The organism is Streptococcus oralis (assembly GCF_003943825.1).
In the GTDB taxonomy this organism is placed as follows: Bacteria; Bacillota; Bacilli; order Lactobacillales; family Streptococcaceae; genus Streptococcus; species Streptococcus oralis_CD.
In genome coordinates this window covers 24,336-41,077 of sequence record NZ_RJNJ01000004.1, presented here as the reverse complement: position 1 = coordinate 41,077, position 16,742 = coordinate 24,336, and the positions used below count along the sequence as shown (strand labels likewise).

Annotated in this window: 15 protein-coding genes and 1 riboswitch; of the genes, 5 read left to right on the top strand and 10 right to left on the bottom strand. The window is 39.6% G+C overall.

Annotated features, from left to right (window positions below; genetic code table 11):
- Positions 1 to 78: 78 nt before the first annotated feature.
- The 4 genes from D8863_RS04415 to D8863_RS04400 all read right to left on the bottom strand — a co-directional run bounded on the left by D8863_RS04415 (position 79) and on the right by D8863_RS04400 (position 4,850).
- A complete protein-coding gene (locus D8863_RS04415) occupies positions 79 to 1,821 on the bottom strand; it encodes an ABC transporter ATP-binding protein (protein ID WP_125441207.1) in 1,743 nt (580 codons plus the stop codon).
- Entirely contained in the window at positions 1,811 to 3,556 is a 1,746-nt protein-coding gene (locus tag D8863_RS04410; protein ID WP_125441206.1) for an ABC transporter ATP-binding protein, read from the bottom strand. The genes D8863_RS04415 and D8863_RS04410 overlap by 11 nt, the downstream gene beginning before the upstream one ends.
- 206 nt (positions 3,557 to 3,762) lie before the next feature.
- Positions 3,763 to 4,398 carry a DUF421 domain-containing protein gene (locus D8863_RS04405; RefSeq protein ID WP_125441205.1) on the bottom strand — a complete coding sequence of 212 codons (636 nt, stop codon included), beginning with the start codon at positions 4,396 to 4,398 and terminating at the stop codon, positions 3,763 to 3,765.
- Positions 4,395 to 4,850 (bottom strand): DUF3290 family protein, encoded by a 456-nt coding sequence (locus D8863_RS04400; protein ID WP_125441204.1) that lies wholly within the window; start codon positions 4,848 to 4,850, stop codon positions 4,395 to 4,397. Before D8863_RS04400 ends, D8863_RS04405 begins: the two co-directional genes overlap by 4 nt.
- A gap of 133 nt (positions 4,851 to 4,983) precedes the next feature.
- On the opposite strand from D8863_RS04400, the gene D8863_RS04395 reads away from it, so the two are divergent.
- From D8863_RS04395 to D8863_RS04380, 4 genes are all read left to right on the top strand, one after another.
- A complete protein-coding gene (locus D8863_RS04395; protein WP_125441203.1) occupies positions 4,984 to 5,811 on the top strand; it encodes an exodeoxyribonuclease III in 828 nt (275 codons plus the stop codon).
- Between the two features lie 11 nt (positions 5,812 to 5,822).
- Entirely contained in the window at positions 5,823 to 6,209 is a 387-nt protein-coding gene (locus D8863_RS04390; RefSeq protein ID WP_000386238.1) for a bleomycin resistance protein, read from the top strand.
- Positions 6,210 to 6,342: 133 nt separating this feature from the next.
- Positions 6,343 to 6,438: riboswitch (purine riboswitch) on the top strand.
- Between the two features lie 121 nt (positions 6,439 to 6,559).
- Positions 6,560 to 7,141, top strand: a complete 582-nt coding sequence (locus D8863_RS04385; RefSeq protein WP_000770401.1) for a xanthine phosphoribosyltransferase — start codon at positions 6,560 to 6,562, stop codon at positions 7,139 to 7,141.
- Positions 7,141 to 8,403: a nucleobase:cation symporter-2 family protein gene (locus D8863_RS04380; protein ID WP_125441202.1), complete on the top strand. Its 1,263-nt coding sequence runs from the start codon at positions 7,141 to 7,143 to the stop codon at positions 8,401 to 8,403. Before D8863_RS04385 ends, D8863_RS04380 begins: the two co-directional genes overlap by 1 nt.
- Positions 8,404 to 8,491: 88 nt before the next feature.
- On the opposite strand, the gene D8863_RS04375 is transcribed toward D8863_RS04380, so the two are convergent.
- The 4 genes from D8863_RS04375 to D8863_RS04360 are packed head-to-tail and all read right to left on the bottom strand — an operon-like array spanning position 8,492 to position 12,774.
- Entirely contained in the window at positions 8,492 to 10,147 is a 1,656-nt protein-coding gene (locus D8863_RS04375) for an endonuclease (RefSeq protein ID WP_125441201.1), read from the bottom strand.
- Positions 10,140 to 11,075, bottom strand: a complete 936-nt coding sequence (locus D8863_RS04370) for a dsDNA nuclease domain-containing protein (protein WP_125441200.1) — start codon at positions 11,073 to 11,075, stop codon at positions 10,140 to 10,142. The genes D8863_RS04375 and D8863_RS04370 overlap by 8 nt, the downstream gene beginning before the upstream one ends.
- Positions 11,076 to 11,092: 17 nt before the next feature.
- Entirely contained in the window at positions 11,093 to 12,313 is a 1,221-nt protein-coding gene (locus D8863_RS04365; RefSeq protein WP_125441199.1) for an MvaI/BcnI family restriction endonuclease, read from the bottom strand.
- Positions 12,313 to 12,774 (bottom strand): helix-turn-helix domain-containing protein, encoded by a 462-nt coding sequence (locus tag D8863_RS04360; protein ID WP_125441198.1) that lies wholly within the window; start codon positions 12,772 to 12,774, stop codon positions 12,313 to 12,315. Before D8863_RS04360 ends, D8863_RS04365 begins: the two co-directional genes overlap by 1 nt.
- Positions 12,775 to 12,963: 189 nt before the next feature.
- Between D8863_RS04360 and D8863_RS04355 the strand changes: the two genes are divergently transcribed.
- Positions 12,964 to 14,511, top strand: coding sequence for a DNA cytosine methyltransferase (locus tag D8863_RS04355; protein ID WP_125441197.1), 1,548 nt, complete (start codon positions 12,964 to 12,966; stop codon positions 14,509 to 14,511).
- A gap of 257 nt (positions 14,512 to 14,768) precedes the next feature.
- Here D8863_RS04355 and D8863_RS04350 read toward each other — a convergent pair whose 3' ends face one another.
- Both D8863_RS04350 and D8863_RS04345 read right to left on the bottom strand, forming a co-directional pair.
- Positions 14,769 to 15,173 (bottom strand): PaaI family thioesterase, encoded by a 405-nt coding sequence (locus D8863_RS04350; RefSeq protein ID WP_125441196.1) that lies wholly within the window; start codon positions 15,171 to 15,173, stop codon positions 14,769 to 14,771.
- A gap of 69 nt (positions 15,174 to 15,242) precedes the next feature.
- Positions 15,243 to 16,724: a UDP-glucose--hexose-1-phosphate uridylyltransferase gene (locus D8863_RS04345; protein ID WP_125441195.1), complete on the bottom strand. Its 1,482-nt coding sequence runs from the start codon at positions 16,722 to 16,724 to the stop codon at positions 15,243 to 15,245.
- Positions 16,725 to 16,742 lie beyond the last annotated feature (18 nt).

The following is a 16,742-nucleotide window of genomic DNA, read 5'->3' as shown; positions in this document are numbered from 1 at the left end:
TATACTCAATGAAAATCATAGTGCAGCTTTGAGGTTGCAGATAAAGCTGACATGGTCTGAAGAGATTTTCAAAGAGTATTAGGACATGGCCCCTGCCTGCAAGCTATACATCTTGTGATAGGTTCCTCCCAAGGCCAAGAGTTCCTCATGGGTTCCACTCTCGATGATGCGTCCCTTGTCCAAGACATAGATGCAGTTGGCGTCCTGGATGGTCGAAAGGCGGTGGGCGATAGCAATGGTTGTCCGCCCCTTTCTCATCTTAGCTAGGGAATCTTGAACCAAACTTTCTGTTTCAGAGTCAATATTGGCTGTCGCTTCATCCAAAATCAAGATTTTAGGCTGACTTGCGACTGTTCTGGCAAAGGCAAGAAGCTGACGCTGTCCAGTAGAAAAGCTCGAACCACGCTCAGACACAGGTGCATCATAACCCTGCGGAAGCTCCTGAATAAAGGAATCTGCATCCACAAAGACAGCTGCATCCTTTACTTGCTCATCACTAATCTCTTGATACATGGCGATATTGGACTTGATAGTCCCGTGATAGAGGAAGGGATCCTGCAAGACCAGACCGATGTTCTTTCTCAGTTCTTCCTGGCTGTAGTTTCGGATATCCACATCATCCAAGAGAACTCTCCCTGACTGAAATTCATAAAAACGCATGAGGACATTGATAATGGAAGATTTCCCTGAACCTGTATGTCCTACAAAGGCAATGGTTTCGCCCTTGTTAACTGAAAAGGAAATATCATCCAGAATCTGGTGCTTACCATCATAAGAGAAACACACATGTTCAAAACGGATATTGCCCTCTTGGACTTTGGCTTGCTCATCTTCTTGAAGAGGCTCATAGGTCCTCTCATCAATCAAGGCAAAGACACGGCCTGCAGATACCATGGACGTTTGAAGGGTTGAAAAGTTTTGCGTCACCTCAATCAGAGGATCAAAGAGACGATTGATATACTGGATAAAGGCATACATGGTTCCTGCTGTTATTCCCAGATAAAGCCCACGGTAGCCAAAATAGGCCATCAAAACAGCGTAGCCTAGAAGTTTCAACAAACTCATGGCAGGACGTAAAAAGAGGGCATCCAAGGCGACAGAGCGGTTGGCACAGACCAAGTGTTCTTGGTTGATTTCATCAAATTCTGCCTTCAGACGCTTCTCTTGATTAAAGGCCTGGATAATCCTGATTCCCTCGATATTCTCTGCCAGCTTACTATTGATATCTGACAAGAGACTTCTGGTTTTCTCGATGATTTTCACTGACTTTTTCCGGTAGAGATTGACCAAAAGGAAAATCAAGGGAAGAAAGAGCAAGACTAAAGCTGTCAAACGAAAATCCAGCACCAACATGGTATAGAGAGTTGTCAGAAAGATGAAGACTGCTGAAATAAAGCTGGATAAAATCCCTGAAAACATATCACTGATGGTCTCGGTATCATTGGTCAAACGAGAGACGATGGAACCTGCTGGCGTCTTGTCAAAATAAGACATGCCCTGCTTCTCCATATTGGCAAAGGCATCGCGACGAATATCCCTTACAATACTGTAGGACACCCGCGCAAAGAGAAGATTGCCGACATACTGAACCAGAGTTTGCAGGATATAGAGGCCATAGTAGGTTAATAAAACTGTAATAGCAAACTGATTGAGATTGCTGAGGTACTGGTCGATAAAGTGGGAAGCCACAAGGGGAATGACACTTTTAATGACTGTCGTCGCGAGGAGAAAACTGAGTGCCAAAAAGGTCAGGAATCCATAGGGCTTGAGATAGGACATCAAGCGCTTCAATACAGTCCATTGTTCTTGTTTATTCTGCATCTTCTTCTCCTTTCATTTCCAGCTGCTGAGACTGGTAGGTTTGGGCATACCAGCCATCCAGGGCAAGCAGGTCTTCGTGTGTGCCCCGTTCGATAATTTGACCATTTTGCAGAACCAAGATCAAATCTGCATGGACGACTGCACTGAGACGATGGGCTGTGATGATAGTTGTCTTATCCTTCCTCGTTTCCTTGAGGTTGTCGATAATGGCATACTCTGTCTTGGCATCCACGGCGGACAAGGAATCATCTAAAATCAAGATATCAGGGTCTAAAATCATAGCCCGACTCATAGCTAGGCGCTGCTTTTGACCCCCTGAAAGACTGACCCCTTTTTCACCGATAACTGTATCAAATCCTTGAGGCATGTCTACAATATCTTGGTAAACTTGAGCTAGTTTAGTCGCTTCCTCGACCGCTGAAAGGGGCAAATTAGGATTGCCGAAGCGGATATTGTCTAAGATAGAGGTCGCAAAGAGGAACTGGTCCTGAGGGACATAGCCCATGAGACCACGAAGGTCTGTCAGACGATAATCCCGAATATCGTGACTGTTTAGATAAATAGCTCCCTTATCCACATCGTATTCACGCAAAAGGAGCTTAATCAAGGATGTTTTCCCAGAGCCTGTCTGCCCGACCAAGCCAAGAGTTTCCCCTTTTTCCAAACTAAAGTGAATATCCGTCAGTGTCTCCTCATTTTCAAAGGCAAAGCTGTCAATGTCATATTCCAAACGTCCATTTTCAATACTATCCAGAGGAAATTCAGGGTCTTTTACAGGTGATTCCTGAGACAAAAGATCCTCAATTCGCTGATAGGACACCTTCCCTCGCTGAGTAATATTAAAGAGGAAGCCAATGGCCATAAGAGGCCAGACCAACATATCCAAGTAGCTGATAAAGGTAACCAGATTTCCAACCGTAATCTGCCCCTCCTGAACCATTAAGGAACCGACTAAGAGCGTTAAAACATAGGATGAACCAACAAACAAGAGAACCATGGGGTCAAAGAGACTGTCGTATTTCATGGTTTGGAGATTCTTTTGGAAGGTCAATTCATTGACCGCTTGAAAGGACTTCAACTCATCCGCCTGATAACCGAAAGACTTGGTCACCTTGATACCTGATACAGACTCCTGCACCTTGTTATTGAGTTCAGAAAAGACAGCTTGAGATTCGCCAAAGGCCTTGTGGGTCTTTCTCCCTAGACGACTGGTCGCATAAGCCATGAAAGGCAAGGGAAGAATGGCAACCAAGGTCATTTGCCATGAAATGCTAAAGAGCATGGTCAGCAAAGTCACCAAAGCCGTGATAGAGGCATCCACTGCTGACATGACTCCGCCACCTGCGAGACGAGTTAAGGCATTGATATCATTTGTAGCATGTGCCATCAGGTCCCCCGTCCGATAGGTCTGATAAAAAGCTGGAGACATTTTTGTGAAATGCTCAAATAAGCGAGACCGCATAATCTGTCCCAAACGGTAGGAAGTCCCGAGGATATACATACGCCAAACATAACGCAGATAGTACATCCCAAAGGCCGCAAGCAGCAAGTAAAATAGGTCAAGAAGCAGGCCCTGCTGGCTTAATTGCCCCGAAGTGATGGCATCAATGACTCTCCCCATGACCATGGGGGGAATAAGGTTGAGGACGGAAACCAAGACCAAGGCCACAATTCCGACTAAATAACGGCGCTTTTCCAACTTGAAAAACCACCAGAGTTTTTGAATAATGGACATAAAATCCCTTTCTGATTGCAAATGGAAACCTGAGGCCAAGACTCAATGAAAATCAAAGAGCAAACTAGGAAACTAGCCGCAGGCTGCTCAAAGCACTGCTTTGAGGTTGTAGATAGAACTGACGAAGTCAGTAACCTACATACGGCAAGGCGACGTTGACGCAGTTTGAATTTGATTTTTGAAGAGTACAAGACCCCAGGTTTTTCTTATTCATAAGTTACGACTGAGACGACACCCTTGTCATACTCAGCGATAAAGATATTGGCCACATTGTCATACCCTTGTTTGCTGAGGTTATCAAGCAACCATTCTTCGCTCCGACCAATGGTCTCCAAAATTTCAACTTGGATAACACCGTCTGTGACAACAGGATACTTGGGATTCTCATCTCCCATTTGGACTACGATGAGTTGACCATTCTGCTCCTGCATAGCGCGTTTGACTTGTTTCATTTGGAAAATTCCCTGGCTACGGAGCTTAAGTGCTACGTCCGCTGCTGATAAACCAACTGAACGGCAGGCTTCTGGATCAATCTTCCCATTTTTGATGAGCAGGGTTGGCTTCCCATCAATCAAACGTTTCACAAAGTGAACATTATTATTCAGCCATTTGAGAGTCAAGACCAGAATGGTCCACATAATCAGGATAACTGCATACTGAAGGATACTGATGGAGCTATTGTAAATCACCCCACCGATGATCCCCCCGAGTACATAGTTCTGAATTTGATCTATCGCTGAGTTAGGCGCTAGGTTGCCCTTTCCTGTCACATTAATCACGAAAACCAGAGAAAAGAGACCCAGGGCTAGTTTGATTAAAATTTCCATATAATTGAGTGTCATTTATTCACCTCCACCAGTTCAATTGCATCTGTTTTATGCAATTCCACTTTCTCTAGCAGGTACTTGTCTGGCTCACTTCCGTTCAAGGCACGGTAATAGCGATCTCCTACCTTGATAAGTGCGCCATCAGTGTCGGCAGAAGTATTGACATAAACCTCTGACTTGTCTACTCCCAATTCTTTGGAAACAAGCTCGATGAAATGAAGTGAAGCTTGAAATTTATTATTAGATACTTGATTGTTTTGATAAGTTGTGATGCTGACCAAAAGGAGAGCTAATAAGGTCAAAGCTGAAATCATGACCAACTCACGAAATTTGGTCCCCTTTTTATCATGATAAGCCTTGAAAGCTAAAAATCCTGTCACAGCTAATAGGACAATCCCTAAACCAATCATGATGCCATTTTGCTGACCGATTTGGCTGAGGACATAGTCATAAGAATAGAATTTCATGTATTTTCACTCCCTTTCATAAAATCATTCTTAATTATAAACGAAAGAGGGTGATTTTTCAAACCATACGTTGGGGAAATGCGCCTTTTTTTGGTATAATATAGTCTGTAATCAGAATGAAAAAGGTAACTTTATGAAACTCATCTCATGGAATATTGATTCCCTCAATGCAGCCCTAACGAGTGACTCAGCACGCGCCAAATTGTCCCAAGAAGTCCTACAAACCCTTGTGGCAGAAAATGCTGATATCATTGCTATACAAGAAACCAAACTTTCTGCCAAGGGTCCTACAAAGAAACACTTGGAAATTTTAGAGGAACTCTTCCCAGGCTACGAAAATACGTGGCGCTCTTCCCAAGAACCTGCCCGTAAAGGCTATGCTGGTACTATGTTCCTCTATAAGAAAGAACTTACGCCTACTATCAGCTTCCCAGAAATCGGTGCCCCTTCTACCATGGACTTGGAAGGTCGCATCATCACCTTGGAATTTGATGAATTTTTCGTAACCCAAGTTTACACTCCAAACGCTGGTGATGGTCTCAAACGCTTGGAAGAACGCCAAGTCTGGGATGTCAAATATGCTGAATATTTGGCTGAACTAGACAAAGAAAAACCAGTCCTTGCGACCGGTGACTATAACGTAGCCCACAATGAAATCGACCTTGCAAATCCTGCCAGCAACCGCCATTCACCTGGATTTACCGATGAGGAACGTGCTGGATTTACCAACCTTTTGGCAACTGGATTTACAGATACTTTCCGTCATGTTCATGGCGATGTTCCAGAACGCTACACTTGGTGGGCACAACGCAGCAAGACTTCTAAAATCAACAATACAGGCTGGAGAATCGACTACTGGCTCACAAGTAACCGCATCGCTGACAAAGTAACTAAGTCTGATATGATTGACTCTGGTGCGCGCCAAGACCACACACCCATTGTCATGGAGATTGAGCTCTAAGGAGAAAGCTAATGGACTATCAAGCTGTCATTCCTGAATTTGTAGTATCTGACCTCGAAAAGTCACGCCACTTCTACTGCGACTTGCTGGGATTTTCTGTCGAATACGAGCGTCCAGAGGAGAAATTTCTCTTCCTCTCGCTTGAAGACTGCCAACTTATGCTAGAAGAAGGCAGCACAGAAGAATTAGCCCAACTAACCTATCCTTTCGGGCGCGGTGTCAATATTTCCTTTGGTATTGAAGATGTCCCTCAGCTCCACCAAAAACTGCTGGAGGCCAACTATCCTATTTATCGTCCTTTGACTAAGAGAACATTTCGTGTTGGGGATCACTACATCTATCCTCACGAATTTGCAGTCTTGGATCCAGATGGTTATTTTCTAAGATTTAGTGAATAGAATAATCGAAGGCTACAATACTATCTAGCATTGCAGCCTTTTATTCGTTCGCTTTTATGGTCTATTTGCTAACAAAATATTTGATTTATAAAGCTAATTGGTGTAAAATAAAAACATTGGCAACAGCCTATTTAAAATTGAATATCATTTTACTTGTTTATGTCGTGAATTGGCACGACGTTTCTACAAGGTGCCAGAACACCTAACAATGAGTATGTCAGCTGAAGGTATGGTTTTGGCCATGCCTATTTTGGGGACTTACTTAGGGGATTAAGTAGGTCCTTTTTCTATTACTATAGTAGAAACTCTAGACAAGCAAATGAAGCATCTTTTAGACTTTAGGAGGTATTATGAAATTATTAGAAGAGCGCATCCTCAAGGATGGGCATATCTTGGGTGACAACATCCTCAAGGTAGATTCCTTTTTAACCCATCAAGTTGACTTTAGCTTGATGCGAGAGATTGGTAAGGTATTTGCGGAAAAATTCGCTGCTGCTGGCATTACCAAAGTTGTAACCATTGAAGCGTCAGGCATTGCCCCAGCCGTTTTTACAGCTGAAGCCTTAGATGTCCCCATGATTTTCGCCAAGAAAGCTAAAAACATCACCATGAATGAAGGAATCTTAACTGCCCAAGTCTACTCCTTTACCAAGCAGGTGACCAGCACCGTTTCCATCGCTGGAAAATTCCTCTCACCTGAGGACAAGGTCTTGATTATCGATGATTTCCTAGCAAATGGACAAGCTGCCAAAGGCTTGATCCAAATCATCGAACAAGCTGGAGCAAAAGTTGAAGCGATTGGCATCGTAATTGAAAAATCTTTCCAAGATGGTCGTGATTTGCTTGAAAAAGCAGGATATCCAGTCCTATCACTGGCTCGCTTGGATCGTTTTGAAAATGGTCAGGTCGTATTTAAGGAGGCAGATCTCTAATGCAAAAACAAGAAAAACACTCGCAAGCAGCCGTTCTTGGCTTGCAGCACTTACTAGCCATGTACTCAGGTTCTATCCTGGTTCCTATCATGATTGCGACAGCTCTTGGCTATTCAGCTGAGCAATTGACCTACCTAATCTCCACAGATATCTTCATGTGTGGGGTGGCCACCTTCCTCCAACTCCAACTCAACAAATACTTTGGGATTGGACTACCCGTCGTTCTCGGAGTTGCCTTCCAATCCGTCGCTCCTTTAATTATGATTGGACAAAGTCACGGTAGCGGAGCTATGTTTGGTGCCCTTATCGTTTCAGGGATTTATGTGGTTCTGATTTCAGGCATTTTCTCAAAAGTTGCCAATCTCTTCCCATCTATCGTAACAGGCTCTGTCATTACCACGATTGGTTTAACCTTGATTCCTGTCGCTATTGGAAATATGGGAAATAACGTCCCAGAGCCAACTGGTCAAAGTCTTTTGCTTGCAGCCATCACTGTTCTAATTATCCTCTTGATCAACATCTTTACCAAAGGATTTATCAAGTCTATCTCCATTTTGATTGGTCTGGTTGTTGGAACTGCCATTGCTGCTACTATGGGCTTGGTGGACTTCTCTCCTGTTGCGGCAGCACCGCTTGTCCATGTCCCAACTCCACTCTACTTTGGGATGCCAACCTTTGAAATCTCATCTATTGTCATGATGTGTATCATCGCAACGGTGTCTATGGTTGAGTCGACTGGTGTTTACCTAGCATTGTCTGATATCACGACAGACCCAATCGATAGCACGCGCCTGCGTAACGGTTACCGTGCAGAAGGTTTAGCCGTACTTCTCGGAGGAATCTTTAACACCTTCCCTTACACAGGATTTTCACAAAACGTTGGTTTGGTCAAATTATCAGGTATCAAAACCCGTCTGCCAATCTACTACGCAGCTGGTTTCCTAGTTCTCCTTGGACTCCTTCCTAAGTTTGGAGCCCTTGCCCAAATCATTCCGAGTCCTGTTCTCGGTGGTGCCATGCTGGTGATGTTTGGATTTGTTTCCCTTCAAGGGATGCAAATCCTAGCGCGCGTTGATTTTGCTAACAATGAACACAACTTCCTTATCGCAGCTGTCTCAATCGCTGCAGGTGTAGGTCTGAATAACAGCAATCTCTTCGTCAGCATGCCAACAGCCTTCCAAATGTTCTTCTCAAACGGAATCGTCGTAGCCAGCCTACTCGCCATTGTACTCAATGCCGCACTAAATCGGAAAAAGAAATAAAAAGAAATTAAAAAGCGGTTGTCAACTTTCGTTGAAGACCGCTTTTTTGTAGACTACTTGTTTTAGTAAGTATACTTTTTATTCTAACTTATATAATTTCTTTAGACAGATCGCTATAATATTCACTCTTTAATAATGGACTTTCTATGTTAACCTGATTAACTTTCGAATCAACATATTTCAAATTATCTCTAATAATCGAAAAGAACGTTTGACTTTTTAAACTTAGAAATTTTGCATTTATTGCGTCGAACATTTTTTTCAAAACCTTTTTATCAGTTTCATTTTTTACGAATGAATCAATAGCAAATGGCAGACTTGTGATAGATTTACTATCAACCAAGTTCATATAAACGAGAAAAATTACCAATAAATCTTTATTTAAATTTGTTCCACTGCCCTCTAACTTATCAAAATTACGGAATTTTTTATCTGTGATACCTGTTGAACCAATTAGAATTGAAAGTTCATTTTTAAGTGCTTCATACTCTCCTTCAATTGTTTTCGCTCTCTGATTAAGCTCTTTTTTGAGCATCCTTATTTCTTTTGTAATGTCACCAATCAATTTGTCAAGATTTGATTTTTCCAAAGTTTCTTGAATCTCTAACTTTTTTAGTTCAGATAAAACATTTTGATTCACATACTCATCAATATCAGATAATTGTCTCAGTTCAGTTAAACGTTCATGATATTGATTAAACTGTTCTTGTAGGTGTTTTATATCTTCTTCTTTTTCTTGAACTATTCTTTTAGATTTCATAATTTGCTGAGAAATACTATCTATTCGACTCTTGATTGCAAGTTCATTGTCTTCCAGTTCTAAACGTGTTAGGGATTGTTGTCTAGTTAAGATAGAATGGCAATAAACACATTCATGTCTAATTTCAGAAAATCTCTCCTTAATCTTACTTGATAACTTTTTGAGCTCTTCTAAATCTTGATTTAATATATCAAGTTTTATCTTTTCTTTAGATAATTCCCCAGTCTTATCGGTAATTTTTATAGAAAACTTATCTGTTTCGGTAATATAAAAATCTAATTCTTTTTGTAGGTCTTTGAAATCTTTAGGAACTGTCTCAGTAATTTTATTTTTAGTACGGTATGTTTTATATACCGATTGAACCTGATTGATTCTTCCATTTACTAACTCTAATTGCCTTAAATACTCATTTTTTTTACTTTCTTTATCAACGATTTGACTATCAGAGATGCCTAAATAATAATCAAAAACATTTTTGGGAAAATCATTTGATTTATACCGTCCTAAACTTTCAAATGAATCTTTAAATAATTTACCATCCCATGCTTTATCCTGATCAATATACATTGGACTAAAAAGGGCTTCAACAGAAGCTAAACTTGCTTTATCGCTGCTTTTGTTGACTAATTCCAGCCTCATTTTAAGTTTCTCTTGAAACCACAAATAGTATTCTGCAAAGTTTTCAAACAGTTTGACTTCATTATTATCTAAAACAGAAATCACTTTATTATGTCTCTTGATCAAAAATTCATTACCATCAATAAAAACTTCTAATTGGAAAATAAAATTGTCCGCATTCCAACCCCTGGGAAATGATTTGAGGTTTGCTCCTAAGGCATAGTAAATTGATTTAACTAGACTAGACTTCCCTTCACCATTCGTACTACTAACTATTAGGTTTGCTGAATTAGAAAATACAAATTTGTTCGCTTTTTCGTTCTCGTAATCTGCTATTAAAAGACTTTTTATGGTCATCTTACTCATTAGCAATTCCCTCCAAAATATCGCAATACGCCGATATTCCTACAGCATATCTACTGTTTTCTGATAATGTTTCCATTTCAGGTAACATAAATGTTTTAGGTATTAATGTTGTTACCGATTCATTTTCTAAACTATTTTCATCACTGTTCAAAAAATTGACGACAGATTTTTTAGCAGTTATATATTCTAATATAATCTTTTTTTCTTCTTTCTTTATTTTCTCATTCTTAATTTCAGTAAAACCAAATTTATCAAGTTCTTTATCAAATCGTGCCTTTGCAGTTACTTTTTGTAAGATTAAATTTAGCTCTTCTGATGTAATCTTTTTGAGTTCTTTATCTGCAATCGTATGCACTTCTTTTTCAGATTTTTGGACAATTTGCTGCAATAATTCGTTAATAATTACATCATCTCTATTATCAATAGAGACCCTTTGATTTGCCATCTCTCCCTTTAAAAATGTTTTAGCATCGATAATGTTATTATCAAAAGCAGTTTTTACCAAAGCAAAATTATCTACCCTCGGATTATTAACTTCCTTCTTTTGATTATCAGATAACAGCCATGAACTAGAAAAAAGTTCTTCTGTATCTAGCTGTTCTTGCATTTCTTTTAAATCGCTTTCTTTAAAATTATATACTACAATTTTATAAATAGAATCGTTTGTCCCTGAAGAAAGATTCTTTTCAAAGATAGAAGGTCGTTCCTTTGTTTCTTGTAATAACTTTTTGAGACTCATGTTTTTCTGACCTTTGACCTGTATATAAGCATGATAGCTATCATCATAAGTAACTTCAAAATCCTCATCCGTCTCAACATATATTGAAAAATTGGACTTATTATAGTTTCTAATCGCAACTAAAGATATAACGCAATTTTGATAATTAAAGCCTTTTTGCGCAATTGATCCCCCATTATCTTTTACCATAAAATTTCTCCAACTTACTAAATATTTAAGTCAATAATTTCCGTACTACCAAACAACAAACTTCTTTGCTTATTTTTTATCCTCCAAGCATTACCATGATTCTTACCAGCATACTTGCCCGATGGAGTCGTATAGCCACGCCAGTCATATGTAATTGCGCCTGATTTTATCAAAGAAAGAAAAGTCATAAATTGTGGTGAGCGAGTTAACTCCGCTTCAATATACTTGAATTGACCTACTTCACCGTCCATTTTAGATTCAACTTTCACCCACAAAGTAGCCGGGTGTTTTTTATGCAATTCTTCCTCTAATGCTTTGAATGTCCAAAAAGCAGCTAAGATAGTCTTCTTATTTTCTTGTTTTCTCAATTCAACAATATTATCTCTATCATTAACTTCCAGATAAAAACCCTGATTATTTTGAGGATTTTCTTCTGAACCTATTGTAATATATAAACTCTTATATCCTAAATGCTTATCTGAATCATAACCATATAAGCGAGAAAATGCTGACACTCTACTTCTATCATTCGTTTCAAACTCTGCAACAGGTGTTCCTTCAAAATCTGGACGTAGGGTAAATAAGGTATCTAACGCTTTGGAGGATTTTGATTTTAGCTCAATAATTCCTTCAAAATCAGCTTCTTGACTGTTATTGGTTTTAATTCCCAAAAGTGACTCTAGAGTATCCCCGGCATCCTTCGGTGCAATCTTACCTACACCTTTTGAATTTCTATGAAAACCTTGTTTTGCTATGAGTCTGATCCGTGGAATCAATCTATTTAATGAATCTTCGACCTTATCTTGTCCAAATAGCTGTATGATAGTACTGTTTTGAGGAATACTTCTCGTCACATTAAATAGAGTAAGTTCTTTTCGATTGTCTACAGTAATATAGATTAAATCGTTAACATTGATTTGAGATGACCTAATGAACTCTCCCAATCCAGATATCCAAAATCGCTCATCGCCTCTTTTATTGGCTTTATAGAAACTTATTTTCACTTCATGTTGCTGGTCTTCCAATACAAGATTAGCCATTAAATAAACTTTGTCAGTCAATTTTTCGAAATCCAATAAATCATTATCTAACAACATTTTCCTTAAAAAACCATTTGCATCGATAATACTTTTACTTAACATAGTTTGCGTCAGTCTGATAACAGTATAATCATTAGAATTATACTTATGTATAGCGTTGATAACTTCTAATTCGTCGTCATATGGAATAAATTTCATTAGTTTTCTCCTCTCTTAAATAAATCAGCCAGCGAAACTCCCATTTCATCTGCAAGACTTTCTATTGTTGAAAAATAAATATCTGAATATTTACCATTTACAAGATTGCTTATAGTAGACTCTCTAACTCCATCTGAAGTACTCAATGAAAATTGATTCCATCTTCTCAAATATAGCTTGACATTTTGTATAAGAATATTTTGATATTCCTCCACAGAATTAGAAAAAAATTCTTTGGAAGCACTTATCTTGTCGGTTCTAATCAAAAGTTCTGGAAAATTGATTGATAAAGCATTAGCAATCACTACCAAGGTTGAAAGTTTAGGACTATAATTAGTATTTGGAGATAATAATTTGTTAATCGTCTGCCTGCTAAGTCCTGTCTTTTTCGATAACTCACTTTGCGATAGTTTACTCGAATAAAGTAATCGCTCAATATTTTCTTTGATATAACGCTCCATAACAATTCTCCAATTATCATTTTCTTTATTTTATAACTTCCAACATAAATAAAATTCATTTTAGTTTACATTTTCACTGGTTTTATCAAATGTTTAACGAATATCTATTATAGGGGAGTAACTCCTGGACTTTTCAATAATTTTCTGATATACTACTAAGGTAGCAAAAAACAAAATTCGAGGTAAATTATGCCCTATGCAATAGACTTATTCTGTGGCGCTGGAGGATTTAGCGAAGGAATCCTACAAGCTGGATTTGATATTATCTTCTCCAGCGATAAAAGCCCTATGGTAGAAGAAACATATACAAACCGACATCAACAATTAGGCTTAGTTGACGGGGTTGACACTCACTTTGAACTTGCTGATATAAAAGAACTTACTTCTGACAAAATATTTCAATCAATAAACTCATTGAAATATGGAAATATCTTTGAAAGAGGTTCTGTAGATGTTATTTTTGGTGGTCCTCCTTGTCAAGGCTTTAGCCGTCTAGGGAAAAGAGATTCTAAAGACCCTAGAAACATGCTCTTCCATGAATATTTGCGTATCATTAAAGACGTTATGCCGCGTTATGTCGTTATGGAAAACGTAACAGGTATTTTAGATATGCAGATGCTTGACTTTCCAAGCGTACTTGATGATAGAATTTACAAAGGACAGAATTTAGTTCAATCCATTCTTAGAAATGAGTTAGACGAGTTAGGATATACTCTACTTGATGTTCAGGTTCTAAATGCTGCAAACTTCGGTGTTCCACAACAAAGAAATCGAGTTGTATTTTTAGCATACCGTAACGATGTAACTCCTATCGAATATCCAGAAAGTGACAACGATATTCCAAGCGTTACTGTTTATGATGCTTTAGGTGATCTTTATGACGGGGAATTTGATTACGAAACAGATTATTCCGTACAAAGCCGATTAGGAAGAACTCCTAACACTGATGGACAACCTATTATAAATGCTAATCCGTTAAATATGGAATTCTCAAGACATGATGATATTGTCACACAACGATTTTCACTATATCAGCAAGGTGAGAACAGAGCAAAAGCTGCTAATAGGATCCAATTGGAAGGATTGGAATTACAAAGAGATTGCCCAAATCTATTCACAGAAAGTTTATTTCAACTTAATGGTAAAACAAACCAACCTATCATTCTAAAGCAACTAAAAAAACAAGATTTGCTTCAAGAAAATTTTCAATCTGAAAAATGGCTACAATTTACAAATCGCCAACTAGGTTTATTGTCTATGAATGATAATGACAACTTAAGAAAACACCATATTTTAAAATCACTTGCTCTTAGATTAAAAACATCATTTGAAGATGCAGAACTCTTTTGGAATGAAATCAAAAATCGGTTGAATACAGAAATCACTGAAAATCAATTTTCAAACATGTTGAGAAATGGAGAATTAACTCCTGCAGCAATTGAAGCAATCTTTACTAAAAAGAGTATTCGAGTTCGTCTTAACCAAGATACCGTTTCTCCAACCATGGTAACATTACCAGATGACTATATCCACCCATTTTTTAACCGTGTGTTGACTGTAAGAGAAATGGCGCGTCTACAATCATTTGACGATAGTTTTGTATTTCTAGGAAAGCGTACTACTGGGGGCGATAAGCGAGCAAAAGAAACACCTCAATTTACTCAGGTAGGTAACGCTGTCCCACCGTTGCTAGCTAAAGCAATTGCTGAACAAGTCATGATAGCAATAAATCAATAACAATATAGATAGAGGATTGGGGATTCTCCCAAAAATAAAATAGAACCATTAGTCCAAAAGTGTCATTCTGACCTTTACTGATAGTTCTATTTTTATGATAGTGTGTATACACTATCTGAACTCGCAAAGACCTGAAATCATATTTTTAGGTCAATTCTAAATTTCCCGTGCCAGACACGGTGGATGACATTGTCAGACCACCATTTCATCGGAAGAACACAATAAGAAAAAGAGGTACGAGCCTCTTTTTTGTTTATCTATATCCTCACCTGTCTGTCTTCTGACCGCTGGCCTGTGACAAACATGGTGAAGGTTGCTTTGCAGACATTTCTGCCTTCTTGATTGGTAATATCCACATCCACGACACAGGTTGTGCGACCTTGATGGACACATTCTCCTTTAATGGTCAGCACATCGTCGCGTTTTCCTGCCTTTAGGTAGTTGATAGAGGACTGGAGCGTCACTCCATCAAGCCCCAGCGAGATAACCACCAAACCACTAATTTGGTCACAAAGAGTAAAGAGATAGCCACCATGGGCATTGCCATAATAATTGAGCGACGAGTCCACTACTTTTGTCGTCACCACAACGTGACCATCTCTCATTTGTTCAATTTCGTAATTTTCAAAGGCAGATATAGCGTCAAAATGAAAATCTTTCATCGTTTCCTCCTGATAGTTCAAACGACACTATGATACTACTTTTTATAGAACTGTGCAAGGAGAAAGCTCCTAGTCTGGCAAAATTCCAACCTGCTCTACAAAGCGCATAAAGGCTGCCTGTCCTTGTTCCGTCTGCTTGTAAACCCCTGCATCCTCTAGAACGCGCGCAAAGATAGCACCCACAGAGTCCTTGACGATTTCAATGGCTTTTTCTTTATCTGCTAGATCTGGATGTTGGACTTTGAGCTGGTCTGCCCATTCCTGATGATAGTCTGCAACTGCTTCACCATCTCCTACAAGATAGCTAGCGACTTGCTCCACTTCTACCTTCAAACGAGGTGGCAAGATAGCCAAGCCCATGACCTCAATCAAGCCGATATTTTCCTTCTTGATATGTTGGACATCCTTGTGGGGATGATAGATGCCATCAGGATGCTCTGGCGATGTCTGATTGTCTCGCAAGACCAAGTCCAACTCAAACTGTCCATCGCGTTTACGAGCAATCGGTGTAATGGTATGGTGTGGTGTCCCGTCTGTTTCTGCCAAAATCTGCACTGTAGGATCTGAATACTGGCGCCATTCCTGTAAAATCTTGTCAGCCAAATTGATCAAATCTTCTTTTGAATCCGAAGTCAAACGTAGGACAGACATAGGCCACTTGACAATCCCAGCCTTGACCTGCTCAAATCCAGCAAATCGGAAAGTCTTTTGCAAGGGAGCCAATTCCATAGGAAATACGTGACGGCCTCCTTGATAGTGATCATGAGTCAGAATAGAGCCTCCCACGATTGGCAGGTCGGCATTCGAACCCGCAAAATATCCCGGAAATTGCTCTACAATCGCCAGCAGACGCTCAAAACTCTGACGACTAATCGCCATAGGTCGATGCTGACCATCTAAGAAGATACAGTGCTCATTAAAATAAGCATAGGGCGAATACTGGAAGCCCCACTCCTGACCCACCATTTCGAAACGGATAATGCGGTGATTGCTGCGAGCTGGATGATTAACCCGACCATGGTAGCCCTCGTTCTCTATACAAAGCTGACACTGGGGATAATTGCTAGCTTGCACCAACTTGGCTGCTGCAATCTCTTTCGGATCCTTTTCAGGCTTAGAGAGGTTGATGGTGATCTCAAGTTCTCCGTAGTCAGATGGAACATGATAAGCAATATTTTTAGCAATGGCCTTGAGTTTGATGTAGTCATTTTTCTGACTGAGCTGGTAAAAATCCGCTATCGCCTGCTCAGGAGATTGGGCATAAGTTGCCCAGAAGTCACGATTGACCTGACTTGGACAAGGGGTTACCAAGTCCATCAGTTCAGCTCCGAGGATTTCGCGCGCAGTCTGACTATCCTCAATCGTATCTAATCGAACCGCCTCCTCGACCAGCTGGTCCTTGAGGTCAATCAATTCATCCAGATCAGTCTCAACTTCCAAAACACCTTCGCCCACTCGTGCTAAGACACGATTGGTTAGGTAGATTCGATCCATTTCCTCAAATGAACTTTCAGAAATGACATGTGTTACAAATTTATCTACTAAGGTCACTATAAAGCCTCCTTTTGA